A 27,000-nucleotide genomic window follows, 5' to 3' on the forward strand; every position below is an offset into this window, starting at 1 on the left:
CTTCCTGGTGGGCGGCCGGCCCCGGCTGTTGACGCCGATGCCAGCGTGGCCGTCATCGGCTGCTACAGACGGTCGCAGAGGGCCGCAAGGGATGCGCCACTTTACTGCATTAACCCTCGTCTAGACTAACCTTGAACCTTCGTCCTGTGCCGTCAGTCACTACCGACGAGCCTTTCCCCAGCAAGCCAAGCGGAGCCATACATGGCGTTCTTTTCAGCGGCCAGCAAGGCCGACTTTCAGCAGCAATTGCAGACAGCGTTGGCCCAACACGTAGACCCGAAAATCCCGCCCCAACTGAATCTGTTCGCCGAACAGTTCTTCGGCATCGTCGCCTTGCCCGAGCTGACCGAGCGGCGCATGAGCGACCTGGTTGGCTCGACGCTGGCCAGCTGGCGGTTGCTCGAGCGCTTCGACCCCGCCGTGCCGGAAGTGCAGGTCTTCAATCCCGATTATGAAAAGCATGGCTGGCAATCCACCCACAGCGTGGTCGAGGTGCTGCATCCGGACATGCCGTTCCTGGTCGACTCGGTGCGCATGGAGCTGACCCGCCGCGGTTACAGCATCCACACCCTGCAAACCAGTGTCCTGCAGGTGCGCCGCGCAGCCGACGGCACATTGCTGGAGCTGCTGCCGAAGGACGAGCGCGCCCCGGACAGCCACGCCGAATCGCTCATCTTCGTCGAGATCGACCGTTGCGCCAGCGCTTCGGCCCTGCGCGAGCTGGAGCAGTCGCTGCTCGGTGTGCTGGCCGACGTGCGTCAGGTGGTAGGTGACTTCGCGGCCATGAAAGGCAAGGTAGGCGACCTGCAGGCGCGGCTGGAGCAGGTCAACCTGCGCATTGATGCCGATGAGCTGGACGAGATCCGTGACTTCTTGCGCTGGTTGGCCGATGACCACTTCACCTTCCTCGGTTACGAGGAGTTCTCCGTGCTGGAGCAGGGCGACGGCGGTCAGATCGTCTATGACGAGAATTCGCTGCTGGGGCTCTCGCGCAGCATGCGCACCGGGCTGTCGCAGGAGGAGCAATCGCTTACCGGCCAGTCGGTCAGCTATCTGCGCGAGCCGCTTCTGCTGTCGTTCGCCAAGGCGGCGATGCCCAGCCGTGTGCACCGCCCGGCTTATCCGGACTTCGTCTCGGTGCGCGAATTCGACGAGCAGGGCCGAGTGGTGCGCGAGTGCCGCTTCCTCGGTTTGTTCACCTCGTCGGTCTACACCCAGAGCGTGCGGCGCATCCCCTTCATCCGGCGCAAGGTCGAGACGGTGGTACAGCGCGCCAACTTCGGCAACTCGGCGCACCTGGCCAAGGAGCTGGTGCAGGTTCTGGAAGTGCTGCCGCGCGACGAGCTGTTCCAGGCGCCCATCGACGAACTGTTCGAAAATGCCATCGCCATCGTGCAGATCCAGGAGCGCAATCGCCTGCGGCTGTTCCTGCGCTTCGATCCGTACCGACGCTTCTGCTACTGCCTGGTCTACGTACCGCGCGACAGCTATTCCACCGAGACGCGACTGAAGATCCAGCAGGTTCTGCAGGAGCGGCTCGAGGCGAGCGACTGCGAGTTCTCCACCTATTTCTCCGAATCCGTACTGACCCGGGTGCAGTTCATTCTGCGCCTGGATCCCAGCCGAGCGCTGCAGGTCGATCCGGCGCGTCTCGAGCAGGAAGTGCTGCAGGCCTGCCGTACCTGGCAGGACGATTACCAGGGCCTGGTGGTCGAGCGCTTCGGCGAAGCGAAGGGCACGCACCTGCTCAGCCAGTTTCCCAAGGGCTTCCCGGCCGGCTATCGCGAGCGCTTCTCGCCGCAATCGGCCACCGTCGACATGCAGCATGTGCTCGATCTGAGCGAAGAGCGTCCGCTGGTGATGAGTTTCTACCAGCCGATCACCGCGGAAGAGAACCGCCTGCATTGCAAGCTTTACCACCTGGATACGCCGCTGCCGCTGTCGGACATCCTGCCGATCATGGAGAACCTGGGCCTGCGCGTGCTCGGTGAGTTTCCGTTCCAGCTGCGCGACAGCAGCGGCCGCGACTACTGGATCCATGATTTCGCCTTCACCTATTCCGAAGGCCTGGAAATCGATCTGCTGGAGATCAACGAGGCACTGCAGGACGCCTTCATCCACATCTATGGCGGTTTCGCCGAGAACGATGCCTTCAACCGCTTGGTCCTGACGGCGGGGCTGGCCTGGCGGGAGGTCGCGCTGCTGCGGGCCTATGCGCGCTACCTCAAGCAGATCCGCATGGGCTTCGATCTGGGCTATATCGCCAGCGCGCTGCTCAACCACACCGACATCGCGCGTGAGCTGGTTCGACTGTTCAAGATGCGCTTCTACCTGGCGCGCAAGTTGGGTGACGAAGACCTGGCCGACAAGCAGCAACGCCTGGAGCAGGCGATCCTCAGCGCCCTGGATGACGTGGCGGTACTCAACGAGGACCGAATTCTGCGGCGCTACCTGGCCCTGATTCAGGCAACGCTGCGTACCAACTTCTATCAGCCGGACGCCAGCGGCAAACCCAAGCCGTATTTCAGCTTCAAGCTCGATCCCCGGGCCATTCCGGAAATGCCGCGGCCGGCACCGATGTACGAGATCTTCGTCTATTCACCGCGGGTCGAGGGCGTACACCTGCGCGGTGGCAAGGTGGCCCGTGGCGGGTTGCGCTGGTCGGATCGCGAGGAGGACTACCGCACCGAGGTGCTCGGCCTGGTCAAGGCTCAGCAGGTAAAGAACGCGGTCATCGTCCCGGGTGGGGCCAAGGGTGGCTTCGTGCCGCGGCGGCTGCCGACCACCGGCTCGCGTGACGATATTCAGGCCGAAGCCATCGCCTGCTATCGCATCTTCATCAGCGGGCTGCTGGATATCACCGACAACCTGCGCGACGGCCAGGTGGTTCCACCCGCCAACGTGCTGCGTTACGACGGCGATGATCCCTATCTGGTGGTTGCCGCGGACAAGGGTACGGCGAGTTTTTCCGACATTGCCAACGGCATTGCCGCCGAGTACGACTTCTGGCTTGGCGATGCCTTCGCCTCGGGCGGCTCGGCGGGTTACGACCACAAGAAGATGGGCATCACGGCCCGTGGTGCCTGGGTATCGGTGCAGCGTCATTTCCGTGAGCGCGGCATCAACGTGCAGACCGATGTGATCAGCGTGATCGGCATTGGCGACATGGCTGGCGACGTGTTCGGCAATGGTCTGTTGATGTCCGAAACCCTGCAACTGGTGGCAGCCTTCAACCATCTGCATATCTTCATCGACCCGAATCCCGACCCCGCACGCAGCTTTGCCGAGCGCAAACGCCTGTTCGACTTGCCGCGGTCATCCTGGACCGATTACGACGCTTCGCTGATCTCCGAGGGCGGCGGCATTTTCCCGCGTTCGGCCAAGCGGGTGCAGATCACCGCACAGATGAAGGAGCGTTTCGCCATCGAGGCGGATCAGCTGACGCCGGCCGAACTGATTCACGCCCTGCTCAAGGCGCCGGTGGATCTGCTCTGGAACGGGGGCATCGGCACCTATGTGAAGAGCAGCGGCGAAAGCCACGCCGAGGTCGGCGACAAGGCCAACGATGCGGTGCGGGTCAACGGCGCCGATCTGCGCGCCAAGGTGGTGGGTGAGGGTGGCAACCTCGGCATGACCCAGCTGGGACGCGTCGAGTACGCGCTGCATGGTGGCTCGAGCAACACCGACTTCATCGACAATGCCGGTGGGGTCGACTGCTCCGACCATGAGGTGAATATCAAGATCCTGCTAAATGAGGTTGTCAGCGCGGGAGACATGACCGCCAAGCAGCGCAACCAGTTGCTGTTCGATATGACCGATGCGGTGGCGGATCTAGTGCTGCAGAACAACTACAAGCAGACCCAGGCACTGTCCCAGGCGCAGCATCGCTCCCGTGAGCGGGCCTCCGAGTACGTGCGGCTGATCAATGCGCTGGAGGCTTCCGGACAGCTCGATCGCGCGCTGGAGTTCCTGCCTTCTGACGAGGCGCTCGCCGAGCGCGCCAATATCGGTAAGGGACTGACCCGTCCGGAGCTGTCGGTGCTGATCTCCTACAGCAAGATCGAGCTCAAGAAGGCGCTGTTGGATTCCCGTGTGCCGGACGATGACTACCTCGCGCGGGAGATGGAAACCGCATTCCCGCAGCAGCTGGTCGAACGCTTCCGTGGTGCCATGTTGCAGCACCGCCTCAAGCGCGAGATCGTCAGTACCCAGATCGCCAACGATCTGGTCAACAACATGGGCATCACCTTCGTTCAGCGGCTGCACGAGGCGACGGGCATGAGCGCTGCCAATGTGGCCGGAGCCTATGTCATCGTGCGCGACATCTTCCATCTGCCGCACTGGTTCCGCCAGATCGAGGCGCTGGACCACAAGGTGCCTGCCGAGCTGCAGCTCAGCCTGATGGATGAGCTGATGCGTCTCGGTCGGCGTGCGACGCGCTGGTTCCTGCGTAACCGGCGCAGCGAACTGGATGCCGCGCGGGATGTAGCGCATTTCGGTCCGCGGGTTGCAGCCTTGGGATTGAAGCTGGACGAGCTGTTGCAAGGCTCGACCCGCGACCATTGGCAGGAGCGCTATCGGCGTTACACCGAAGCTGGCGTGCCCGAGCTGCTGGCGCGCATGGTTGCCGGCACGAACCATCTGTACACGCTGCTGCCGATCCTCGAGGCCGCCGACGAAACCGGGCAGGTTCCGGCGCACGTGGCCGCGGCGTATTTCGCCGTCGGCGGGGCGTTGGAGCTGCCGTGGTATCTGCACCAGCTGACCAACATGCCGGTGTCCAACAACTGGCAGGCGATGGCCCGCGAAGGCTTCCGCGACGACCTCGATTCGCAGCAGCGCAGCATCACGGTGTCTGTGCTGCAGATGGACAACGGACCGGAGTCGATCGGCGAGCGAGTCGATAGCTGGCTGGCCCTGCGGCCGGCTCCGCTGGAGCGGTGGCGATCAATGCTTGCCGAGTTGCGCAGCGCCAGCGGCAATGACTATGCGATCTATGCCGTTGCCAGTCGGGAGCTGCAGGGGCTGGCGCAATCGGTAGGGCATGGCTGAACCGCTGCGCCCCCTGCGCACAGGTCGCAGGGGGCGTACATTTGGTCAAACACAAAAAAAGCGCACCGCGACAGCGGTGCGCTTTTTTGTTTGAGCTGCGTTCGAATCGCACCGTGGTGCGGTTCAGTCCTGCGACGGCTGGCCGACCTTGAAGCGGGTAATCTGCGGCAGGTCACGCAGATAACGGATCAGATCCGGCGCGCCAGCCAGCTTGAGCCCTTCGCCGATGGCGTTCGCAGTCGGGTCGCGTCTCTCCAGCAGGAGCAGCTCCGAGTTGCTGGTGTCGCGCAACAGCGTCAGCCGGGCGTAGGGGACATGGCTGTCCAGCAGCAGCGCCATGAATTCGCGATCGCTCCAGGCCTGCGCAGGCATGGTAACGGCATGGTAGTCCGCATCCAGCGCATGCAGGCCGGGACGGTCGAGTCGATATTCGGTGACGTTGGCGGGCAGTGATACTTCCAGCCCGCGCAGGCGAGCATAGGCCACGGCGGAGGCGAACGCTTCGAGGTGATGATCGCCGGCCCAGTAGAGGCGTTCGCCGAGCCAGCTGGCCTGGCGCAGCTCGATCGTCGCGCCTGTGTCGAAGCCGGGGAGGGCAGTGCCAAGGGCGCGGGCGAAGTCCTTGTAGCTGATGATGCGAACCTGCCGGCACGCCGCTGTGCTGGCGAAGGCCTCGAAGGTCGGGTAGCTGGGCTCGTTCTTGCGCTGCGCACCGAAGCCGTCGACCTGGCGCAGGTCGACCAGCGTCTGCACGCTGAGCTTGCTTACCAGCCGGGTCAGGGCAGCGTGGGCACGGGCCTTGTCTTCCTGAACCGGACCGGACAGCGCACCGCGCGGCAGCTCCAGGAGGCGTTGCAGGCACGGACCATCGTTCCAGAAGATGCTCGGTTCGGGCTCGGGCAGGTGCGCGAATGGCAACTGCAGACCGCTGGCGCGTTCCTGTACGGGAAGCGCGGACTTCGAGCGCAGCCCGAGGCGTTGCGCAAGTCTGGCGATTTGAGATGTCAATGAAGGCATGGGCTCGGGCAGGCTCATCATGATGCTTGAGCTCTCAGGGCTACGGCCGAAGTGTGGCAGACCTGTGGCATTTGCGCACGGGCTTTGCACCGCGCGTGCCGATGCCACACGCACCAGGGGCGGCCAATCATGGCGTGTCGATGTGGCAATATCGCTGGGTAGATCACTGAGGAGCCTCCATGCCAAATCTGGTGCTGGATATCGCGCTATCCGCCGAACGAATGAAAGCGGTATACCAAGGCCATGCGAATCGCATCCTGATCCGAAGCCGCGATGGCACGCGGGTCAGCCTGCCTGCGCATCATCTGCGCCCGTTTCTGACCCACGAAGGCGTATATGGTTCCTTCGAGCTCGAGTTTGCCGAACAGGGTCAGTTGCTGGGCTTGCGGCGGCTGAAATGACGCGCTCGCCGACTGCTGGCGACGCCCGTATTTCATCATCCGCCGCTGCGGCTGTACGGACCTCGGGCTGCTATACTCCGCGTCCACCTTTACCGAGACTTTAGGCTGCGTATGTATAACCTGGCCCGCCAGCTGTTGTTCAAGTTATCTCCGGAAACTTCCCACGAACTTTCCCTCGAGCTGATTGGCGCGGGCGGCCGTCTCGGGCTGAATGCGATGCTTAGCAAGCCGCCGGCCAGCCTGCCAGTGCGGGTGATGGGGCTGGACTTTCCCAACCCGGTAGGTCTGGCCGCGGGGCTGGACAAGAACGGTGAGGCCATTCGCGGGCTGTCGCAGCTGGGCTTCGGCTTTATCGAGGTCGGCACCGTGACGCCGCGTCCGCAGCCCGGCAACCCGAAGCCGCGAATCTTCCGCCTGCCGGAAGCCGAGGCGATCATCAATCGCATGGGCTTCAACAACCACGGTGTCGATGCCTTGCTGGCTCGTGTCGAAGCGGCCAGGTTCAAGGGCGTGCTGGGGATTAACATCGGCAAGAATTTCGACACCCCCGTCGAGCGCGCCGATGAGGATTATCTGCTCTGCCTGGACAAGGTCTACCACCACGCCAGCTATGTCACCGTGAACGTCAGTTCGCCCAATACTCCGGGCCTGCGCAGCCTGCAGTTCGGCGACTCGCTCAAGCAGTTGCTCGACGCGTTGCGGCTGCGTCGTGAAGATCTGGAGATCATGCATGGCAAGCGTGTACCGCTGGCCATCAAGATCGCGCCGGACATGACCGATGAAGAAACCGCGCTGGTGGGGGAGGCCGTGTTCCAGGCGGGAATGGACGCGATCATCGCCACCAATACCACCCTCGGCCGCGAAGGCGTCGCCGGCCTGGCGCATGCCGATGAGGCAGGTGGCCTGTCCGGCGCGCCGGTACGGGACAAGAGCACCCATACGGTGAAAGTACTGGCACAGACGCTGGGCGGGCGACTGCCAATCATCGCCGTAGGCGGTATCACCGAGGGTCGTCACGCGGCCGAGAAGATCGAGGCGGGTGCCAGCCTGGTCCAGTTGTACTCAGGCTTCATCTACAAGGGACCGGCACTGATCCGCGAGGCGGTGGATGCCATCGCGGCGCTGCGTTCGCAGGCGAAGTAGGTGGTGGGAAGGGGCTCCTGTTTGGAGCCCCTGGGCTTCTAGCCCGCCGCCCGGGTAGGGCGTGCCGTATCAAGTCGGGTGGATCGGTAAATCAGCCGACCGCGTGAAGTTCGTTGAGTCTATGCAGACCGGCCGTGCCGGTCAGACCATCCCAGTTGTCGCCGCGACCCTCCCGCCAGCCGTTGATCCAGGCTTGGCGAACTTGGGGATGGGAGAAGGGACAGAGGTCGCGAGATTTGCCATGTATGCCATGTTGATAACCGCGCAGAAATGCTCGTTCCATCGGATCACGCTTGAGTCTTCTCATTGGGTATTGCCCTCAGTGGTTGACTGGTGTTCCTGTGGCCTCATGGCGAGACCGGGCAGATAGACTGCCGATTGAAGCGCGCTGCCGGCGTGGCGCGCCTCGCCGACATCCTTGCGATGACGGCCTGAGGTGAGTTCTAACCCAATGCCCCTGAGGCTGGAATGATCGTTTTGTCATAAGTAGGTAACGAATCTATGGTTCTGCCCATAAGCCGGAGTCGGCGAGGCATCTGAAGTGCACGCCCGGCCGCCCCGCCTAATTGCCAGCCATCTTTTTCTTGCCATTCATTTTTTGTTTGTTGCTGCGTTTGTTCCGACGAAAGGGTCGTAGCGGCCCGCAGCACTTTTTCTGGAAACGCCATGACCGATCGCCATGAACTGATCCTGACCTGCCCCAAGGGGCTCGAAGGCCTTTTGCTTGAGGAGGCCACCGCGCTTGGTCTGGAGGAGGGGCGCGAACAGACTTCTGCCGTTCGCGGGTATGGCGCATTGGAGGTGGGCTATCGGCTTTGCCTGTGGTCACGTCTGGCCAACCGCGTACTGCTGGTGATCAGTCGCTTCCCGACGGTCGATGCCGAGACGCTCTACCAGGGCGTGCACGCCGTCGATTGGGCCGAGCACCTGCTGCCATCCGGCAGCCTGGCCGTGGAGTTCAGCGGGCGTGGTTCGGGGATCGACAACACGCATTTCGGTGCGCTCAAGGTCAAGGATGCCATCGTCGACCGGTTGCGCAGCGCATCGGGCGAGCGGCCAAGCATCGATAAGCTCGACCCCGACCTGCGGGTGCACCTGCGCCTGGACAAGGGGCAGGCCGTGCTCTCGCTCGACCTATCCGGTCACAGCCTGCATCAACGCGGCTATCGTCTGCAGCAAGGTGCTGCACCACTGAAGGAAAACCTTGCCGCCGCCATCCTGATCCGCGCCGGCTGGCCGCGCATCGCCGCCGCTGGTGGTGCGCTGACCGACCCCATGTGCGGTGTGGGTACCTTCCTGGTGGAAGGCGCGATGATGGCGGCCGATATCGCCCCCAATCTCAAGCGCGAACGCTGGGGCTTCAGCGCCTGGCTGGGGCATGTGCCGGCGCTGTGGAATCGCCTGCACGCTGACGCCCAGGCGCGCGCGGAGGCCGGTTTGGCCAGACCACCGCTGTGGATTCGTGGCTACGAAGCCGATCCGCGTCTGATCCAGCCTGGTCGCAACAACATCGAGCGCGCCGGACTGTCGAGCTGGATTCGTATCTACCAGGGTGACGTCGGGAGTTTCGAGCCGCGCCCAGACCAGAACCAGAAGGGGCTGGTCATCTGCAACCCACCTTACGGCGAACGCCTGGGTGACGAGGCCAGCCTTCTTTATCTCTACCAGAACCTGGGCGAGCGCCTGCGCCAGGCCTGCCTAGGCTGGGAGGCTGCAGTGTTCACTGCCGCACCGGACCTCGGCAAACGTATGGGTATCCGCAGCCACAAGCAGTACGCCTTCTGGAACGGCGCACTGCCGTGCAAACTGCTACTGATCAAGGTCGAGCTGGACCAGTTCGTTACCGGTCAGCGCGCTGGCTCCACCGAGCCACAGCCTCAGCAGGCTCCGGTGGAGCAGGCACGTCTGAGCGAAGGTGGGCAGATGTTCGCCAACCGCTTGCAGAAGAACCTGCGGCAGCTCGGCAAATGGGCGCGTCGCGAAGGCATCGAGTGTTATCGACTGTACGACGCCGATATGCCGGAGTACGCATTGGCGGTCGATCTGTATCGCGATTGGGTGCATGTGCAGGAATATGCTCCGCCACGCTCCATCGATCCGGACAAGGCCCAGGCTCGCCTGCTCGACGCCCTGGCGGCTATTCCGCAGGCGCTGGACATTGCGCGCGAGAAGGTGGTGGTCAAACGTCGCGAGCGCCAGAGCGGCACTCGCCAGTACGAACGCCAGGCCTCCCAGGGTGAATTTCTCGAAGTCAGCGAGGGTGGCGTCAAGCTGCTGGTCAACCTGACCGACTACCTGGATACTGGCCTGTTCCTCGACCATCGCCCGCTGCGCCTGCGCATCCAGCGCGAAGCGGCCGGCAAGCGCTTTCTCAATCTGTTCTGCTATACCGCGACGGCAACCGTGCACGCGGCCAGGGGCGGCGCGCGCAGCACTACCAGTGTCGACCTGTCGAGGACCTATCTGGACTGGGCGCGGCGCAACCTTTCGCTCAACGGCTTCTCGGACCGCCAGCGGCTGGAACAGGGAGACGTGATGGCCTGGCTGGAAGCGGATCGCGGCGAATACGACCTGATCTTCATCGACCCGCCGACCTTCTCCAACTCCAAGCGCATGGAGGGCGTGTTCGACGTGCAACGTGACCACGTTGCCCTGCTCGACCTGGCGATGGCGCGGCTGGCTACCGGCGGGACGCTGTATTTCTCCAACAACTTCCGCAAGTTCGTGCTGGACGCGAGCCTGATGGATCGTTACGCAGTAGAGGAAATCACGGCTTCAACGCTGGATGAGGACTTCCGCCGCAATCCGCGAATCCACCGTGCCTGGAAACTCCAGGCGCGGTGATGACGGTTCTGAGCGGGCCTCAGGCAGGCCCGCTCTTTCTGTAGCGATCAGCGCTGAGCGGTGCTTTCGCTGCGCTGGTTGTACAGGCTGACCAGCACCTGATCCAGGATCGACGAGGCGCCCCACGGACGCGGGTGGTTGAGGATCGCCACCACCGCCCAGACATTGCCGTCGCCGTCTCGACTGTAGCCCGCGATCGCGCGCACGGTATTCAGCGTGCCCGTCTTCACGTGTGCCTTGCCGGCGACCGGCGTGTTGCGCAGACGCTTGCGCATGGTGCCGTCCACGGCCGCCAAGGGCATCGAGGAGATGAACTCGGCCGAGTAGGGGCTGCGCCAGGCGGCCTGCAGCAAACTCGCCAGTTCACGCGCACTGACCCGCTCGGCACGGGAAAGGCCGGAACCGTTTTCGATCACCAGGTGCGGGGAAATCAGCCCCTTCTTGGCCAGCCACTGACGGATCACTCGCTGTGCCGCCTTGGCGTCATCGGCATCCGCTTCGTTGCGGAACGCAGCACCCAGGCTCAGGAACAGCTGCTTGGCCATGGTGTTGTTGCTGTACTTGTTGACGTCGCGAATGATCTCGGTGAGGTCCGGGGAGTAGGCCCTGGCCAGCAGGCGGGCGCTGCTCGGTACCTGGGCGACACGATCAGTGCCCAGGATGCTGCCGCCGAGTTCGCCCCAGATCGCCCGCACCGCGCCTGCGGCATAGCGTTCGTGGTCCAGCAGGGAAAGATAGGTCTGCGCGCTGCAACCAGCGGCGAGCTTGCCCGTGACCACCACGGTGACCCCGTCGCCGTCGGCAACGGGGTTGTACAGCACCTCTGGCCAGCCTGGGCACTTGGCTGCCGGCAAGGCCTGAACGCGGTTGTCGATGCGGACGCTGGCAATGGGCGGCTCCACCGCCACGTTCACCTTGCCCTCATCGTTGCGGACGATGAAGCGCAGCGCCTTGAGGTTGACCAGTAGCGAATCGGGCCCGACCAGGAACGGCTTGTTCTGGTCGCCGCCGTCATCGTCGAATACCGGCAGGTCGGGCTGGACGAAGTGGCTGCGATCCAGCACCAGATCGCCGGTGACCTTGCTCACACCGTTGGCGCGCAGATCACGCAGCAGCAACCAGAGCTTCTCCATGTTCAGCTTGGGATCGCCGCCACCTTTCAGATAAAGATTGCCATTGAGCACGCCATCCACCAGCGGGCCGTCGGCATAGAACTCGGTTTTCCACTGATGATTCGGCCCGAGCAGTTCGAGTGCGGCGTAGGTGGTGACCAATTTCATGGTCGAGGCGGGATTGACCGATACGTCTGCATTGACGATTGTCGGTGCCGCGTTGCCGGTAAGCGGCAGCATGACGACCGACAGCGCATCGTTGTTGATCTTGTTGGCCTTCAGCGCCTGTTCCACACGGGCTGGCAGCGTCTGGTTCACGCCGGCCGCATGGATCGGCAGCGCAATGGGCAAGGCCAGAACGGCCAGAGAGATACCACGAAGGATTCTGTTCATTTGCGAGCGCCTCTGAGCGCACACAGGGGGCTGCTGGCGATTCGATTCGGCATGCGATTTCCCACTGCACTAAGGGAACGATTGCGGGCCATTATGCCCGGCCCGTAGAGGCGCTGTGCCTCTATCCGATAAGCGTAGCTGCGTCGCAGGGGTTACTGCAAAACAAGATGGCGAGCCGTTGCGGCGGCGGTTCTCGGTCATCGCCTTGGCATCGGGTTGCTGTTAGAGTGCGCGCCGTCATCACGTTGAAAAAGGATCGATCCAATGGCTACCAATCGTTCGCGTCGCCTGCGCAAGAAACTCTGTGTCGATGAGTTCCAGGAGCTGGGCTTCGAGATCAATCTCACCTATCGCGAAGGTATCGAAAGCAAGGCCGTGGATGACTTCCTCGAAGCATTCATCAGCGAGGCGATGGAAGCCAACGAGCTTGGTTATATCGGCGGTGAAGACTACGGTTTCGTCTGCCTGGCGCGCCGTGGTTCGGTCACCGAAGAGCAGCGCGCCAAGGTGGATGCCTGGCTGAAAGGCCGCAGCGAGCTTGCTGAGTACAACCTCAGCCCGCTGATGGATGTGTGGTATCCGGAAAACCCGATCAGGACCGAGAAGTAGTCTGCTCGTCGGTTCGTTGCGCTGCTGCCAGCTGGGCTTTCCTTCGTGAGCGCCTGGCCAGCAGCAGATGCAGCAGGTGCATCAGCGTTGCGATGAGCAACGCAACGCCCACGCCAAGGCTGGCATTGATGAGGCGTATCTGCGGCAGGTTCCAATCCTGCGCCAGGGTTTCTGCCAGCAGCAGGAAGAGCAGGGTGGTCTGCAGCACGAACAGCCCGTAGTGATTCGCCTGGAAGGCCCTGCCGAGCACAACCAGCGGCAGCAGGATCATCACCATCAGCGGCGGGTCCGCCAGGCCATGTCCGATGTAGATGAGGATGGCGGCGGCGGCCAGAATTCCAAGGCTGGCCTGCAGAGCGCGAACCAGGCTGCGCTCGAGGTCCATCTGCAATGTGGTGAACACCGCCAGCGTCAGCCAGTAGCCTCTCGGCAGCTGCGCCATGTTCACGATCACACCACCCAGCGCGCCGGCCAGCATGTAGGTCAGCGCGTGTACTCGCCATTGCCGGATCGGCGTCCGTCGAGCGTGCCGCCGCAGCACCCGCAGGATGCTCAGCAATCGCGGCATGTACGGCCACATACGCAAGCCATGCATGCCGCGCAGACCGAACGCCAGCAGCGTCACCCACAGACCGCCAAGCGCGAACAGCACGGCAATCGCATAGGGGTTGTTGAAATCGGCGACGCCATGCTGGCCCTGGCCGAGGCACAGGCAGATCGCCAGGCCGATGCCGAGTTTGCCGGCTTCGCTGCCATATCGTTGCAACCAGGCCAGAAGCAAACCGTAGAAGGCGAACAGGCCGAGGCTGATCAACGGGTGGGTGGCTGACCAGAAACCCAGGCCGGCACTGCCGGCGCCCAGTGCGATAAGGAGCAGCATCCGCAGCATGCCGAAGCGATGAAGCGGATTGGCCTTGGCGGCCTGGAATGCACCTACCGTCGCCCAGAGAAAACCTGGGTGACCACTGAACAGGCCCAGCAACAGCGGCAGCGCACAGCCGAAGCCTGCGACCATCGCCGTGCCCCAGGCGGGGCGCCCGGGATGCCAGTGAATGCTTTGCCGCAACAGATGCTTCATGGGGTCAGACCGGGCTGGAGCGACCGGTCATTTCTCCGGCCATTTCCGTGGCGTAACTGTCGGTCATGCCGGCAATGAAATCGATCATTCGCAGAAACGACTGGTAGAGCGGTAGCTCGGGAGAGGGTGCGCTGCGTCCGAGCAGATCGAGGATCCGCTGGTTCTTGAATGAAGGTGTACCGCCGCGATGCTGTTCCAGCGCCGCCCCGCAGAAAGCGTTGAGCAGGATCTCCAGCGTCGTGTAGGCGCCGATCTCGTGCAGGGTCTTGCGTTTGTCCTGGAAAATCTTCTGGCGGGCCATCGCTTTCGCCTGCACCACGCAGGCCTTGGCAGGACCGTGCATATGCTCGACCAGGTCGCCCGGCAGTTCGCCGCGCAAGAGGTTATTCTGCTGTTCGACGAACGCAGCGGCAGCGGCATTGGTCAGGTGCTCGATGGCCTTGCCGCGCAGGATCGCCAGCTTGCGGCGCCTGGAGTCGCCTGGGCCGAGTTGGCGATAGGTTTCCGGAATGTCGTCGCCAACAAGCGCCAGCAGCAGTTCCTCGACTTCCGCGTACTCGAGCAGTTCCATTTCGAGGCCATCTTCGAGGTCGATCAGCCCGTAGCAGATGTCGTCCGCGGCCTCCATCAGATACACGAGGGGGTGGCGCCCCCAGCGCTGGTCGGCAACCTTCGGCAGGTTCAGCTTGTGTGCGATCTGCTCCAGCAACGACAACTCGTTCTGGTAGCAACCGAACTTGTGTTTCTTGTACCCCAGCGCCTCGGCATGGCGAGACGTCCATGGGTATTTGAGATAGGTGCCCAGCGTGGCGTAGGTAAGCCGGGTGCCTCCGTCGAACTGGTGATACTCCAGCTGCGTGAGCACTCGGAAGCCTTGGGCATTGCCCTCGAAGTTGAGGAAGTCCGCCCGCTGCGCATCCGTCATGTCGTCCAGCCAACCGCGTCCCGCAGCCTGCTGAAACCAGCAGCGAATGGCATCCTCCCCGGAGTGGCCGAACGGCGGGTTGCCGATGTCATGGGCAAGGCAGGCCGACTGGACGATCATGCCGAGGTCGGCAGGGCTGCACCACTCCGGCAAGTCATCGCGAAGGACTTCGCCGACGCGCATGCCGAGCGAGCGCCCCACGCAGCTCACTTCGAGCGAATGGGTAAGCCGGGTATGGATATGGTCGTTGCTGGAAACCGGATGGACCTGGGTCTTGCGGCCGAGGCGGCGAAACGCGCCGGAGAAAATGATACGGTCATGATCCTTGTGGAACGGGCTGCGCCCCAGCTCGTCGCTGCTATGAGCGGACTTGCCGAGTCGTTCACGGGTAAGCAGTGTGTGCCAGTCCAAGACCATCTCCATATTGCCATTAGCGGGCTGGTGCAAAGCTACCATAACCGTCCAACCGCGAATCGCTACTATCGCACTATGCGACCCGCGCGCGCAGGCAGCTTGACCCAGGTGAAGCTGGATCGAGCTGCCAGCACAACAGGTGTTGCTCCAGCGGTTAGTGCAACTTTTCGCGCAACTTCTGCTGGCCTTTGATCAGGGGGTAAACCGTCAAGGCGACACGAGCCAGCTTGCCCAGCCTGCCCATCCGGCGACCAAACAGAGCCAATACAACCGTGGCGGCAATCATCAGCGGGCCCTTGCCTGAAGAGGGGTCGGCAGATGAGCGTCGTGAGGTTACGAATCCCTTGATCTGCTGAAGCGGATGGGAAAGTGGTTGTGCGTGGTAGAGCATCTGCTGGCGATGCATTTCCATGCGAAGGCGCACCAGATCCTTGCGCATGCTCAACTCGTTCGAGGTGCTCAGGGGTCGACTCATGGCAATAGACGCTCCCGGTTACGCTCCAGCTCTTCAAGAGTCGCCTGGAACGGCGCTGCACATTTCTTGGCCAGTGAAATGGCTCGGCTGATACAGATGATCATGATCACTGCATAGATGGCGCACAACGTCAGGATTGCTGCCATTCGGTGGGTTTCCCAGAACGCGATCACGATCGCGGCCGAGAGGCCGACCAGAACCAGCAGGCCAAGAATCAGGCTGACGCCAGCCAGGAGAAAAAGCCGAAACGTCCGGGCTTTTTCTTCCTGAACCTCGATGCCCACCAGCTCCAAATGCCCTTGGAGCAGGCCGACGAACGCGCCGCCCAGCTTTTTCAGCGACGGTCTGGGAGCTTCTGAGCCGGGCTTCGCTTCCATCTGCGGCTCTCCCATCAGCGACGTGTGATCAAGCCGAGCAGGAAACCGACACCGGCGGCGATGCCAATCGACTGCCACGGGTGACTATGCACATATTCCTCGGTGCACTGGATGGCTGCCTGACCCTGATCGCGCATCGAGCTTTCGCGCTCTTTCAACATCTCACGCGCCTTGGCGATGTTCGCGTTGATCTTGCTGCGTAGCTCTTCGGTCTGGCCACCTGCAGTTTCCTGCGTGTGCTTGAGCAGGCGCTCGGTGTCGCCGATCAGGGTATGGAACTCCTCGATCAGGGCGTTCTGCGCAGCCTGCAGGTTGCGGCGATGGGCCGACGTGTCGATAAGGGGGCGGGTGCTCCCAGCGGGCCCCTCGGGGATCGGGGTGTTGTCGCTGGTGCCGAAGGTGGATTCGGTAGACATTCGCAGCTCCTTTTCTGAATCTAGCGGCGACGAAAGGTCCCGCTGCCTCAAGTTTCGAGCATGCTGCCGCTGCAAAGGTTCCCGTTTCGTTGGGGATATCCGATTGATAGAGGTTGGCCGAAGAAAGATTGGCTCGTCGCTATGGCAAATCTGGAAAATAACCAAAAGAAAACCCGCCGAAGCGGGTTTTCTTGTTCTACAGCACAATTGTGCTATAGCCGCTTATTACATCAGCGGAATGGTGTAGCTAACGATCAGACGGTTTTCGTCGACGTTGGTGCCGCGGTTGTAGTTGTTGCGAGCAGTTGCGTTACGCCATTTGACGTTCAGGTTCTTCAGCGCACCTTCCTGGAAGGTGTAGCCGATATCCATGTCACGCTCCCACTGCTTGCCTTCGGTGCCATTGGCACGCTCGAAGTTGTCGCCAGTGATGTAGCGAGTCATAAAGGTCAGACCCGGAATACCGATGGACGCGAAGTTGAAGTCGTAACGAGCCTGCCAGGACTTTTCGTCCTCGTTTGCAAAGTCGTTGATCTGGACATAGTTGACGAGGAACGGATCGGTCGCGCCACCAACATAAGCAAAGCCGGTGTCACCGCTCATCTTCTGATAGCCCAAGCCGAAACTGTGGCCGCTCAGCGAGTAAGTAACCATGGCGCCAAGGGCTTTGTTGTCGACATTGCTGCTGCCGTCGTCCTTGGAGCGGGAGTAGCGCAGGTCGGTTTTCAGCGACTGACCGTCAGCGATTGGCAGCACATGTACGAGATTATATGTGTGCTGCTTGTAGAGGTCTTCGAGGTTGCTGTAGTAGTAAGTGGCTGTTAGGTCTTTGGTGACCTGATAGCTACCGCCGAGGAAGCGGAAGTCGTCCGACTCGTTAGGCGTACCAGCGTCAACAGCAATACCGCGACGGCCGCCGGTATTCAGAGCCATTACTTGATTGTTGGTGGAGTCGCGATGGTTGATGCGGTTTGCATAACCAGCGTCCAGGGTCAGGCCCTTGATTTCTTTAGAGATGATCTGTGCGCCCTGCATGGTCTGTGGCAACAGGCGGCTATCGCTGGTGCCGATTGCAGGGTTCTTGAATTGCAGCGTGCCGACCTTCAGAACGGTTTCCGAAACCTTGGCTTTGCCGGTCAGGCCCAGCGAGGACCAGTCACCAGGCGCTTCGTTGCCGTAGGAGCTAGGCATAAGTCCGCTGCCGCCAGTGTCTTCGCTGGAGTACAGCTTCACACCCTGCAGGCCAAGAGCATCGACACCGAATCCTACGGTGCCTTCGGTGTAACCGGACTCGACACGGAGCAGAAAGCCTTGGCCCCATTCTTCTTGCTTGCTCTGACCGGGATCTTCGCGGTAATCACGGTTGAAATAGAAGTTACGCAGTTCCAGGCCAGCCTTGGTGTCTTCGATGAAGGCGGCTTGAGCCATGGTTGGGATAGCCAGTGTTGCTCCCAGAGTGGCGAGGGCCACGCCCCGGGCGATGGGGGTCTTGAGCATTTCTTATTTCTCCTCGTTGGATGATGCTCTGAAGTCGCTCTTTACGGCGCCATGCAATAAAACATTACAGAGGTTTTTCAACCTTTAGACTTTAGTCGCCAAGCCCTGCAAGTCAACGTGTTAGACGGTCGCAGCCCTGACGGCCGTTTAAGGCTGTCGGTCGGTCACGCATCGAATATTCACGTCGCATGATCTGGCGATTAAACACTAAAGGGTCTACCGGGCAATCTGCGTCGCCGCGGGTGGCAGCATCCTAGCGTTTTGCTCGGGCAGAGTCGAATGGCCTGAGCATAATCGCCTGGTGAGTGGGGCCGATTTCACATTTTTGACTGCGTGAAGGCGCATTCACGCTTCGTAACTAAGATGGCTAACCACCTCGGCCTTGCTAGAATTTCGACACGAATAATTGCGAGATCGCCAATGTTGCCTGAATGCCAGCTTTTCGGAACTCTGGGTTGCCATCTCTGCGAGCAGGCAGAAGAGGTGCTCATGCCGCTTGTAGAGCATGGGCTGTTAGTGGAATTGATGGATGTTGCCGAGCGCTCCGACTGGGTCGAACTCTACGGGCTACGAATACCGGTGCTTCGCCGCGTCGACAATGGTGCAGAATTGGATTGGCCGTTCGAGGCCGAACAAGTAGTGAGCTTTCTGCAGGCTGCCGCAACGTAGGTCAAATGACGTGCATAAAAAAAACCGGCTCGTTGGCCGGTTTTTTATGGTCTGCCATTCAATAACAGATCCGCGGGATATGGTCGGAGCGACTGGATTCGAACCAGCGACCTTCTCGTCCCGAACGAGACGCGCTACCAAGCTGCGCTACGCTCCGAAGATGGCGCGCATTCTACAGAAAAAGTTTTGTTGCACAAGACGTTACGCCGGATTTTTTTCACACACCATGCTGGCCCGGTGAGGCAGCTGAAGCTTGTCGTGCTGTCTGATCCGAATCGACAGCACGACGTTCAGACTGATCAGAGTTCGCGTACAGTGCGGACCTGATCCTTGTTCACTTTGCCCGGCTTGCCGTCGAGCTGCTCGTATTCATAGAACCCCGACTCGTCGTCGTAATCCGGACGGTCCAGGGTCTGGATCTCGCGACCGTCGTTCAGGGTGATAACGCTCGGATTGGCGCAACCGGCCAATATGCCGAAGCTCAGCGCAAGAATGAGGGCGGGTAGAGTGCGTGTTTGCATGACGCTGTTCCTTCTGCGAGTAACGATAACCATCGGACGAAGCGCACTACGATGAAGTTCCCAGCTCTGAACGGCTGGCTTTGAGAAGCTCCGGTGTGTTGAGGTTGGCCAGGCGAGGATCGTCTTTCCTGACTTGCAGTTCACGCGCGCCGAGCTTCAGCAGAATGCGTTGCGGGCTGCGCTCCCCGGCACGCCAGAAGGCGTCTATTTCTGCTCGCATGCTGGTAGGTATGACACAGAACAGCGGCTCCCATTGTTCGCCGCAGCGGAGCATCACAGGTTGGTCGGGCGTGCTGATTGCTGCCGAGTACAGCGAATGCAGCAGCGGACGATCTACAAGGGGTGTATCGCATGGCAGCAGGAGCAGCCAGCGGTGGCTCGCGGCGGCAAGTCCGGCGCGTATCCCTGCGAGCGGGCCAGGAAATCCGTCTTCGTCATCGCTGACCAGGCGGTCGGCATAGCCGGCGTAACGCGCATGGTTCCGATTGCAAGACAGTAAGAGCTCATCGGTCAGTGGGCGGGCAACTTCATGCAGCCAGGCGATCAGTGGGCGACCTCGCCACTCCAGCAGCCCCTTATCCTGACCGCCCATACGCTGCCCGCGGCCTCCGGCCAGAAGCAAAATGGAGCAGGACTGGAAAGTTGAGTCGGTCATTGGGTGGCTCCTGAAGCATGCAATCGGACCGTGCCAGCAATCCTACGCGGCTGTGGCGTCGCTGTCCGTTCGGCAGATACGGACATGCAGCCGTTGCGTCGCTAAACCATCGAGAAATCCTGTTGTCTATCTCCTCCATCCGCTTTCTACAGAGGGCGGGGTGCCGCCTGCTTATTGGCCGAAATACAAGGAGAACAGACAATGCAGGAGAGAAACGTTTGGGTTGATTATGCCAAGGCGATCGGAATCATTCTCGTTGTCTACGGGCATGTCGCGCGCGGCGTCTTCAATGCAGGGCTGCCCATGGATGAGGGTGAGTTCGTGCTTGTGGACAGCATCATCTATAGCTTCCACATGCCGTTGTTCTTCTTCCTTTCCGGCTTGTTTTTTTTCGATTCGCTGCAAAAGCGGGGTAGGGGCGGCCTGATCATCAACAAGGTGGATACGATCGTTTATCCATTCATTGTCTGGTCGTTGCTGCAAGGGCTGTTCGAAGTCGTCCTGTCTAATTACACCAATGGTCAGGTCACCTTGACTGAGGTGTTCTCGTTGCTATGGATGCCGCGTGCCCAGTTCTGGTTCCTTTACGCCCTGTTCCTGGTGTTTCTGGTCTGCACGTTCCTGTATGCGAAAGCCGATCGCCGATACTTTCTACCGTTCGTGGTGCTGTTCGGGGTCCTGTTCGTCTTCCAGCAGGAACTGACGATCAACAACATGACGCGCTTCATCCTGGGTAACACGGTGTTCTTCGCGCTGGGTGTCTGGTTCAACGAAGTGAAGGCTTTTTTCCTGGCACGCTACACGCAATTAACCGTGTTTTTCGGTGCTTTGTTCATTATCGGCCAGTATCTGTTTCATATCACATTTGGCATGAACTACACCGACGGCGGCCTGCCGGTGCTGGCTCTCGCAACGATATCCATCTTTTTTATGGTCGCGCTTTCGATGTGGCTTGGGCAATTCCGCGTCGACTGGTTTCTGTTTATCGGCGCGTCCTCGATGACGATCTATCTCATGCATATCCTGGCCGGGAGCGGCGTGCGGGTGATTCTCAGCAAGTTCCTAGGCATCGACTCGATTGCTGCACATCTCGTGGTCGGCACACTGATTGGGCTCGTTGCTCCGCTGCTGGCTCAGATCGTGATCAATCGTTTCAACCTGCACTTCCTGCTCACTCCGCCAAAGCGAATCTCCGCTTCCCATCTGCGTATGCGCAAGGCCGTGGCGTGATGCGCATCCGCTAGGTCCTCCCGACTGACCGCCAGAAGATACTGGCGGTCAGTCGGGCTCAGGTGCGGGTTCAGCCGCAGCTGACGCGTTCTATGGTCAGATTTGCGTCAGTATTGAGGTTCAGTCTCTGGGAGTTGTACTCCAGTGTAACGACGTCATCGGGCCGAAGTATTCGGGCTACATCGGCACCTGCCTTGTCCCTCGCCTGTTCCAATAATTCGGGGGTTGCGACCTTGCCGACAAGGCTGCTCACTGCCTCTGAATTGCATTTGCCGTGTTGCTGGGTATTGGCTTGCTGGGCATTGTCGTCTGGGGTTGCAGTAGTTTGGCACCCACTTGCCAATGCTGCTCCGAGTGCTATCGATGCGAGAAAGCTGATTCGGTACACGAGTTCTCCTTTTGGTCGGTTCGCCGAAGCGCAACTATTATCAGAATTGCGAGCGGGTCAGTAAGGCGATTGAGATAACTGGCAGCTGTATTCGCCTGAAGCCTAAAAAAGAGGCTATGGGCGGGAACCGAAGCGGCGTCATTTCGTCTTATTGCTTGATGGCGCTTTGCAATCCTGGCTGAAGAAAAACAAGGAGTTTCCGCTATGTTTACCTCCCCGTTACTCAAGCGTATCGCTACCGTACTGGCTGCTTTGCATATCCTGTTGGTGGCACAGATTCCCATGGCGCAGGCTGCCATGATCGGAACGCCGGAAGTGGTCGCCGAGCATCAGCAGCAAGTCGACAGACAGCAGTTGCTGACCATGCTGGAAGATCAGGACGTGCAAAAAAAGCTCGAGTCTATGGGCGTTGAGCGTGACCAAGTGGAAAAGCGTATCAACAGTCTGACCGCCGCAGAGCTGGCGCAATTCAACCAGCAGCTTGACCAAGCGCCGGCAGGCGCTGGTGTGGTTGGTGTGATCGTGCTGTTTCTGGTGATCTTCATCATCACCGACATGCTCTGCGCGACCAACATCTTCAACTTCGTCAACTGCATCAACCGTTGAGCCTGCGGTTAGCCCTGCTTGTATTGTTCGGCCTGCTCGGGGCCTGTGCTCGTACGACAGTGACGCTTGTCGACGCCTCGCACCTCCCCGTTCGGGCCGAGTTGGCTGATGTACCGTTCTATCCGCAGGAAGACTTCCAATGCGGGCCCGCTGCGCTGGCCACGATGCTGTCGCAACGGGGAATTGACGCGACGCCCGATGCATTGGTCGAGCAGGTTTACATCCCTCAGCGCAAGGGCAGTCTACAGGTGGAAATGGTGGCTGCTGCTCGCTCCGCCGGGCTGCTGGTCTACCCGCTGCGCCCTCGTTTGGAGGATGTTCTGACCGAGATCGCTTCGGGTAATCCGGTGCTTGTGTTGCAAAACCTAGCATTCGACCGATGGCCACAGTGGCATTTTGCCGTGGTGGTGGGATTCGATCTTGAGCGGCAGGAGATCATCTTGCGTTCCGGTACCACGGAACGATGGGTTGGTGGATTTCGCGAGTTCGAACGATCCTGGGCCAAAGGCGGCCGTTGGGCTGTGCTCACCCTGACACCGGATCAGATTCCAGAGACTGCGCAGGAGGCCGTTTGGCTTCGCAGCGCCAGTGATATGGAGGAGGTCGGACAACGGCGGGGTGCCCGGCAGGCATACGATGCCGCTACGGCGCGCTGGGGGTCAGCGCTGGCGTACTTCGCCTTGGCTAACAGCCAGTACGGTTCGGGTGAGATACACGCTGCGGAGGCATCGTTGCGTGCCAGCGTGCGCGTGGACCAGAGGTTCGCGATCGGTTGGTTCAATCTGTCGCAGGTAATGGCCGAGCAGGGCTGCATCTCGGAGGCCCGGCAGGCTCGAGCCTGTTCGGCCCGACTTGCACCGGGTGATGACCGTCTAAAGGCGCCTTTGCCGGCCGCAGAGCAGGCGGCTCGGCAATGCGCTCCGCCACCGTCGTGCCCGCTGCCTGTTCATTAGAACCCGATTCGGTCGCGCAGACTGTAGTACATGGCGCCGAGAGCGCTGAGCGGCGCCTGGAAGCGCTGACCGCCTGGGAACGGGTAATGCGGCAGGCTGGCGAAAGCATCGAAACGCTCGGCCTGGCCGCTCAGTGCTTCGGCGATCACTTTGCCGGCGACGTGGGTGTAGGTGACGCCGTGACCGCTGCAGCCTTGAGAGTAATAGATGTTGCTTCCCAGCCGCCCGACTTGCGGTAGGCGCGACAGCGTGAGCAGGAAGTTGCCCGTCCAGGCGTAGTCGACTTTCACATTCGCCAGCTGTGGGAATGTTCTTAGCATCTTCGGTCGGATGATCGAGGTGACATCAGCTGGATCTCGCGCACCATAAACGACCCCGCCTCCGTAGATGAGGCGCTTGTCTGCCGAGAGTCGGTAGTAGTCGAGCAGATAGTTGCAGTCCTCGACGCAGTAATCCTGGGGCAGAAGGCTGCGAGCGAGTTCCTCGTCAAGAGGCTCGGTAGCTATCACCTGGGTTCCGCAAGGCATCGATTTTGCCGCCAGTTCAGGGATCAGGCCGCCTAGGTACGCATTGCCTGCCACCACCACGAACCTAGCGCGAATACTCCCGGCAGGCGTGTGCACTACCGGCTGCTCGCCGCGCTCGACGCGGATCGCTGGCGAGTTCTCATAGATGATGCCGCCGAGAGACTCGATCGCCGTAGCTTCTCCCAGGGCCAGATTGAGCGGGTGGATATGGCCGCCTTGTTTATCGAGCATGCCGCCGGCGTAGCGATCAGACGCTACAACCTGCTGGATGTCATGCTGGTCCAGCAATTCGAGATGCTGGTAGCCGTATCGCTCCCATAGCGCTTTCTGCGCTTCGAGATGGTGCATCTGCTTCTTATTGAAAGCAGCAAACACGCCGCCGTCTTTCAGGTCGCACCTGATGTGGTAGCGGGCGACCCGATCGCGGATGATCCTTCCGCCTTCAAATGCCATTTCGCCGATCAGCTTGGCGGCAGGCTCGCTGACGCTGCGCTCAATGCTGTCGAGGTCTCGGCTGTAGCTGTTGACGATCTGCCCGCCGTTGCGACCGGATGCGCCGAAGCCAACCTTCACGGCTTCCAGAACGGTGACGCTGAAGCCCTTCTCGAGCAGGAACAGGGCAGTGGACAGACCGGTGTAACCAGCGCCAATGACGCACACGTCGACCTGATGATGATCAGCTAGCGCGGGGCGAGATACGGTTTGATTGGCGGTCGCAGCATAGTAGGAAGTTGGATAGTCCTTGTGCGGCATATTGCAATCTCTGTTCTAAATATTTTACGCATGCTAGCGCTTAACCGGCCGCCTTGCCAGGTAGGCCCAGCGATACGTGTGGATTTCCAAATTTTCCAAATATCAGTGAGTTAGCAGAAAAAACTGCTTGACTCTTTTTTTCATCCATTTAGAATGCGCCCCCATCGAAGGCACATAGCTCAGTTGGTTAGAGCACCACCTTGACATGGTGGGGGTCGTTGGTTCGAATCCAATTGTGCCTACCAATTCGAAAAAGGGTCGCGCAAGCGACCCTTTTTTTTGGCTTGCTTGCCAGCGCATCGGTGTTCTGGAAGCATCGCCAGTCGTATTTCCCAGTGACTTCGGTCCGGTCGAGAGTGAGCCTATCAGGCGCCTGCCATTGTGCGGCAGGCCTGCTCGCCGGGTCGCTTTCCTGGCTCATCCCAACCCATGTGGCCTTTGGTACGGGTCACCACTAGGAGAGGAGGCGCCATGCCCACCATTACTCTTCCCGATGGCAGTCAGCGTTCGTTCGATCATCCCGTTACCGTGGCTGAGGTTGCTCAGTCCATCGGCGCCGGCCTTGCGAAGGCGACCCTGGCTGGCAAGGTCGACGGCAAGCTGGTCGACGCCTGTGATTTGATCGAGCGCGATGCTTCGCTGCAGATCATCACGCCGAAGGATGAGGAGGGGTTGGAGATCATTCGCCACTCCTGCGCGCATCTGGTCGGTCATGCGGTAAAGCAGTTGTATCCGAACGCCAAGATGGTAATCGGTCCGGTCATTGATGAGGGTTTCTATTACGACATCGCCATCGATCGTCCCTTTACCCCGGAAGACATGGCGGCCATCGAGAAGCGTATGGCCGAGTTGATCGACAAGGACTACGACGTCATCAAGAAGATGACGCCGCGAGCTGAAGTCATCGAGGTCTTCACGTCGCGAGGTGAGGATTACAAGCTGCGCCTGGTCGAAGATATGCCCGACGAGCAGGCGATGGGTCTATATTACCACGAAGAATATGTGGACATGTGCCGCGGCCCGCACGTGCCGAATACCCGCTTCCTGAAAGCATTCAAACTGACCCGCATTTCCGGTGCGTACTGGCGTGGCGACTCGAAGAACGAACAGCTGCAGCGCATCTACGGCACTGCCTGGGCCGACAAGAAGCAGTTGGCCGCCTATATCCAGCGCATCGAGGAGGCCGAGAAGCGTGACCATCGCCGGATCGGCAAGCAACTCGACCTGTTCCATACTCAGGAAGAAGCCCCTGGTATGGTCTTCTGGCACCCGGCTGGCTGGACGCTCTACCAGAACCTCGAGCAGTACATGCGTCAGGTGCAGCGCGAGAACGGCTATCAGGAGGTGCGCACGCCGCAGGTAGTCGACCGCATCCTCTGGGAGAAGTCCGGGCATTGGTCGAACTACGCCGAGAACATGTTTACCACCTCGTCGGAAAACCGCGATTACGCAGTCAAGCCGATGAACTGCCCGTGTCATGTGCAGATCTTCAACCAGGGCCTGAAATCCTACCGCGATCTGCCGCTGCGCATGGCCGAGTTCGGCGCCTGCCACCGCAACGAGCCGTCTGGTGCGCTGCATGGCATCATGCGTGTGCGTGGCTTCACTCAGGATGACGCGCACATCTTCTGCACCGAGGAGCAGGTGAAGAAGGAAGCTGCCGACTTCATCAAGCTGACGCTCAAGGTCTATGCCGATTTCGGTTTCAGCGATATCGCGATGAAGCTTTCGACCCGTCCGGCGAAGCGTGTCGGTTCCGACGAGTTGTGGGATCGCGCCGAAAGTGCGCTGGCCGAAGCGCTCAATGAGTCAGGTCTGGCCTGGGAGTATCAGCCGGGCGAGGGAGCCTTCTATGGGCCGAAGATCGAGTTCACTTTGCGCGATTGCCTGGGTCGCAACTGGCAGTGCGGTACGCTGCAGTACGATCCGAATCTGCCCGAGCGTCTCGATGCCAGCTACGTGGCGGAGGACAACAGCCGTCAGCGTCCGGTGATGCTGCACCGTGCGATCCTTGGGTCGTTCGAGCGGTTCATCGGCATGCTCATCGAGCACTACGCCGGCGCGTTCCCTGCATGGTTGGCACCGACGCAGGCGGTGATCATGAATATCACCGACAAGCAGGCCGCATTTGCCGTAGAGGTGGAAAAAACGCTGGTCCAAAGCGGGTTCCGTGCCAAGTGTGACTTGAGAAACGAAAAGATCGGCTTTAAAATCCGCGAGCATACTTTGCTCAAGACACCCTATCTCTTGGTTATCGGGGATCGGGAAGTCGAAACACGATCCGTTGCTGTGCGCTCCCGCGAAGGCGTCGATATGGGCTCCATGCCGCTCGAACAATTCGCCCAGCTGCTTGCACAGGCGGTTTCCCGGCGTGGTCGCCAAGAATCGGAGTAATCATTATTAAGCGTGAAATGAGACAGGATAGACGAGCTCAGCCCAAGGCACCGATCAACGAAAACATCACCGCGCGCGAAGTGCGCCTGATCGGTGTCGATGGCGAGCAGATTGGCATCGTCTCTATTGATGAAGCGTTGCGGGTCGCCGAAGAGGCAAAGCTGGATCTGGTGGAGATTTCCGCTGATGCGAATCCCCCGGTCTGCCGGATCATGGATTACGGCAAGCATCTCTTCGAAAAGAAGAAGCAGGCTGCGGCTGCAAAGAAGAATCAGCACCAGCAACAAATCAAAGAAATCAAGTTTCGTCCAGGGACGGAAGAAGGGGATTACCAGGTAAAGCTACGCAACCTGGTACGTTTCCTTGAAGATGGGGACAAGGCCAAGGTTTCATTGCGATTCCGCGGCCGTGAGATGGCTCACCAGGAGCTGGGGATGGAACTGCTCAAGCGGGTCGAAGCTGACCTCATTGAGATTGGTACCGTCGAACAGCATCCGAAGCTGGAAGGACGCCAGCTGATGATGGTCATCGCTCCCAAGAAGCGTAAGTAA

General features: G+C 60.5%; 24 protein-coding genes and 2 tRNA genes. 12 read left to right on the forward strand and 14 right to left on the reverse strand.

The features are described from left to right. Positions 1–201 precede the first annotated feature (201 nt). Positions 202–5,052, forward strand: coding sequence for an NAD-glutamate dehydrogenase (locus tag ACVRRC_RS09670; protein ID WP_472996915.1), 4,851 nt, complete (start codon positions 202–204; stop codon positions 5,050–5,052). 123 nt (positions 5,053–5,175) lie between these two features. Here ACVRRC_RS09670 and ACVRRC_RS09675 read toward each other — a convergent pair whose 3' ends face one another. Next, a complete protein-coding gene (locus tag ACVRRC_RS09675) occupies positions 5,176–6,090 on the reverse strand; it encodes a DUF6685 family protein (RefSeq protein ID WP_017245192.1) in 915 nt (304 codons plus the stop codon). Positions 6,091–6,248: 158 nt separating this feature from the next. Here ACVRRC_RS09675 and ACVRRC_RS09680 point away from each other — a divergent pair, with 158 nt between their 5' ends. Further along, on the forward strand, positions 6,249–6,470 hold the full coding sequence (locus ACVRRC_RS09680) for a DUF2835 domain-containing protein (RefSeq protein ID WP_011913506.1): 222 nt from the start codon (positions 6,249–6,251) through the stop codon (positions 6,468–6,470). A 111-nt stretch (positions 6,471–6,581) separates the two neighbouring features. Then, a complete protein-coding gene (locus ACVRRC_RS09685; RefSeq protein ID WP_011913505.1) occupies positions 6,582–7,613 on the forward strand; it encodes a quinone-dependent dihydroorotate dehydrogenase in 1,032 nt (343 codons plus the stop codon). A 91-nt stretch (positions 7,614–7,704) separates the two neighbouring features. Here the strand turns inward: ACVRRC_RS09685 and rmf are convergent, their stop codons facing one another. Next, positions 7,705–7,920 carry a ribosome modulation factor gene (gene rmf / locus ACVRRC_RS09690; RefSeq protein ID WP_011913504.1) on the reverse strand — a complete coding sequence of 72 codons (216 nt, stop codon included), beginning with the start codon at positions 7,918–7,920 and terminating at the stop codon, positions 7,705–7,707. Between the two features lie 359 nt (positions 7,921–8,279). Here rmf and rlmKL point away from each other — a divergent pair, with 359 nt between their 5' ends. Next, positions 8,280–10,457 carry a bifunctional 23S rRNA (guanine(2069)-N(7))-methyltransferase RlmK/23S rRNA (guanine(2445)-N(2))-methyltransferase RlmL gene (gene rlmKL, locus ACVRRC_RS09695; RefSeq protein WP_472996916.1) on the forward strand — a complete coding sequence of 726 codons (2,178 nt, stop codon included), beginning with the start codon at positions 8,280–8,282 and terminating at the stop codon, positions 10,455–10,457. A gap of 47 nt (positions 10,458–10,504) precedes the next feature. Here rlmKL and dacB read toward each other — a convergent pair whose 3' ends face one another. Then, complete coding sequence (gene dacB, locus ACVRRC_RS09700) at positions 10,505–11,962, reverse strand: D-alanyl-D-alanine carboxypeptidase/D-alanyl-D-alanine endopeptidase (protein WP_472996917.1); 1,458 nt, start codon at positions 11,960–11,962, stop codon at positions 10,505–10,507. 264 nt (positions 11,963–12,226) lie between these two features. Between dacB and ACVRRC_RS09705 the strand changes: the two genes are divergently transcribed. Further along, positions 12,227–12,571 carry a YggL family protein gene (locus ACVRRC_RS09705; protein WP_407042868.1) on the forward strand — a complete coding sequence of 115 codons (345 nt, stop codon included), beginning with the start codon at positions 12,227–12,229 and terminating at the stop codon, positions 12,569–12,571. Here the strand turns inward: ACVRRC_RS09705 and ACVRRC_RS09710 are convergent. The 6 genes from ACVRRC_RS09710 to ACVRRC_RS09735 all read right to left on the reverse strand — a co-directional run bounded on the left by ACVRRC_RS09710 (position 12,555) and on the right by ACVRRC_RS09735 (position 17,753). Next, positions 12,555–13,649, reverse strand: a complete 1,095-nt coding sequence (locus tag ACVRRC_RS09710) for an FUSC family protein (protein ID WP_472996918.1) — start codon at positions 13,647–13,649, stop codon at positions 12,555–12,557. The two genes, ACVRRC_RS09705 and ACVRRC_RS09710, sit on opposite strands and share 17 nt — an antisense overlap. A gap of 4 nt (positions 13,650–13,653) precedes the next feature. Next, complete coding sequence (locus ACVRRC_RS09715; protein WP_053527231.1) at positions 13,654–14,985, reverse strand: deoxyguanosinetriphosphate triphosphohydrolase; 1,332 nt, start codon at positions 14,983–14,985, stop codon at positions 13,654–13,656. Between the two features lie 157 nt (positions 14,986–15,142). Continuing rightward, positions 15,143–15,463, reverse strand: a complete 321-nt coding sequence (locus ACVRRC_RS09720; protein WP_011913498.1) for a hypothetical protein — start codon at positions 15,461–15,463, stop codon at positions 15,143–15,145. After that, the gene (locus ACVRRC_RS09725; protein WP_011913497.1) at positions 15,460–15,840 is read right to left on the reverse strand and encodes a phage holin family protein; all 381 of its coding nucleotides are present in this window, start codon (positions 15,838–15,840) and stop codon (positions 15,460–15,462) included. The genes ACVRRC_RS09720 and ACVRRC_RS09725 overlap by 4 nt, the downstream gene beginning before the upstream one ends. Positions 15,841–15,854: 14 nt before the next feature. Next, positions 15,855–16,256 (reverse strand): ElaB/YgaM/YqjD family protein, encoded by a 402-nt coding sequence (locus ACVRRC_RS09730; protein WP_017245188.1) that lies wholly within the window; start codon positions 16,254–16,256, stop codon positions 15,855–15,857. 225 nt (positions 16,257–16,481) lie between these two features. Continuing rightward, positions 16,482–17,753, reverse strand: coding sequence for an OprD family porin (locus tag ACVRRC_RS09735; protein ID WP_019406062.1), 1,272 nt, complete (start codon positions 17,751–17,753; stop codon positions 16,482–16,484). Between the two features lie 420 nt (positions 17,754–18,173). Here ACVRRC_RS09735 and ACVRRC_RS09740 point away from each other — a divergent pair, with 420 nt between their 5' ends. Then, complete coding sequence (locus tag ACVRRC_RS09740; RefSeq protein ID WP_192476432.1) at positions 18,174–18,422, forward strand: glutaredoxin family protein; 249 nt, start codon at positions 18,174–18,176, stop codon at positions 18,420–18,422. Between the two features lie 80 nt (positions 18,423–18,502). On the opposite strand, the gene ACVRRC_RS09745 is transcribed toward ACVRRC_RS09740, so the two are convergent. The 3 genes from ACVRRC_RS09745 to mobA form a co-directional block, all read right to left on the reverse strand. After that, positions 18,503–18,579: transfer RNA gene (locus ACVRRC_RS09745), tRNA-Pro, on the reverse strand. A gap of 142 nt (positions 18,580–18,721) precedes the next feature. Next, the gene (locus ACVRRC_RS09750) at positions 18,722–18,943 is read right to left on the reverse strand and encodes a YgdI/YgdR family lipoprotein (RefSeq protein ID WP_019406061.1); all 222 of its coding nucleotides are present in this window, start codon (positions 18,941–18,943) and stop codon (positions 18,722–18,724) included. Between the two features lie 46 nt (positions 18,944–18,989). Then, positions 18,990–19,598 (reverse strand): molybdenum cofactor guanylyltransferase MobA, encoded by a 609-nt coding sequence (gene mobA / locus ACVRRC_RS09755; protein WP_019406060.1) that lies wholly within the window; start codon positions 19,596–19,598, stop codon positions 18,990–18,992. A gap of 201 nt (positions 19,599–19,799) precedes the next feature. Here mobA and ACVRRC_RS09760 point away from each other — a divergent pair, with 201 nt between their 5' ends. Next, positions 19,800–20,828 (forward strand): acyltransferase family protein, encoded by a 1,029-nt coding sequence (locus tag ACVRRC_RS09760; RefSeq protein WP_011913491.1) that lies wholly within the window; start codon positions 19,800–19,802, stop codon positions 20,826–20,828. Between the two features lie 70 nt (positions 20,829–20,898). Here ACVRRC_RS09760 and ACVRRC_RS09765 read toward each other — a convergent pair whose 3' ends face one another. Continuing rightward, positions 20,899–21,216, reverse strand: a complete 318-nt coding sequence (locus ACVRRC_RS09765; RefSeq protein ID WP_020308694.1) for an I78 family peptidase inhibitor — start codon at positions 21,214–21,216, stop codon at positions 20,899–20,901. A 204-nt stretch (positions 21,217–21,420) separates the two neighbouring features. Here ACVRRC_RS09765 and ACVRRC_RS09770 point away from each other — a divergent pair, with 204 nt between their 5' ends. Next, positions 21,421–21,822, forward strand: a complete 402-nt coding sequence (locus ACVRRC_RS09770) for a PA2779 family protein (protein WP_011913489.1) — start codon at positions 21,421–21,423, stop codon at positions 21,820–21,822. Beyond that, positions 21,819–22,775, forward strand: coding sequence for a PA2778 family cysteine peptidase (locus tag ACVRRC_RS09775; RefSeq protein WP_019406059.1), 957 nt, complete (start codon positions 21,819–21,821; stop codon positions 22,773–22,775). The genes ACVRRC_RS09770 and ACVRRC_RS09775 overlap by 4 nt, the downstream gene beginning before the upstream one ends. Here ACVRRC_RS09775 and ACVRRC_RS09780 read toward each other — a convergent pair. Then, positions 22,772–24,055 carry an NAD(P)/FAD-dependent oxidoreductase gene (locus ACVRRC_RS09780; protein ID WP_019406058.1) on the reverse strand — a complete coding sequence of 428 codons (1,284 nt, stop codon included), beginning with the start codon at positions 24,053–24,055 and terminating at the stop codon, positions 22,772–22,774. The genes ACVRRC_RS09775 and ACVRRC_RS09780 overlap by 4 nt on opposite strands. Positions 24,056–24,223: 168 nt before the next feature. On the opposite strand from ACVRRC_RS09780, the gene ACVRRC_RS09785 reads away from it, so the two are divergent. From ACVRRC_RS09785 to infC, 3 genes are all read left to right on the forward strand, one after another. Continuing rightward, a tRNA-Val gene (locus ACVRRC_RS09785) sits at positions 24,224–24,300 on the forward strand. A 226-nt stretch (positions 24,301–24,526) separates the two neighbouring features. After that, positions 24,527–26,449, forward strand: a complete 1,923-nt coding sequence (gene thrS, locus ACVRRC_RS09790) for a threonine--tRNA ligase (RefSeq protein WP_019406057.1) — start codon at positions 24,527–24,529, stop codon at positions 26,447–26,449. Then, positions 26,449–27,000 (forward strand): translation initiation factor IF-3, encoded by a 552-nt coding sequence (gene infC, locus ACVRRC_RS09795; protein ID WP_169918131.1) that lies wholly within the window; start codon positions 26,449–26,451, stop codon positions 26,998–27,000. The genes thrS and infC overlap by 1 nt, the downstream gene beginning before the upstream one ends.

It is taken from the genome of Stutzerimonas sp. LR2, from assembly GCF_055755175.1.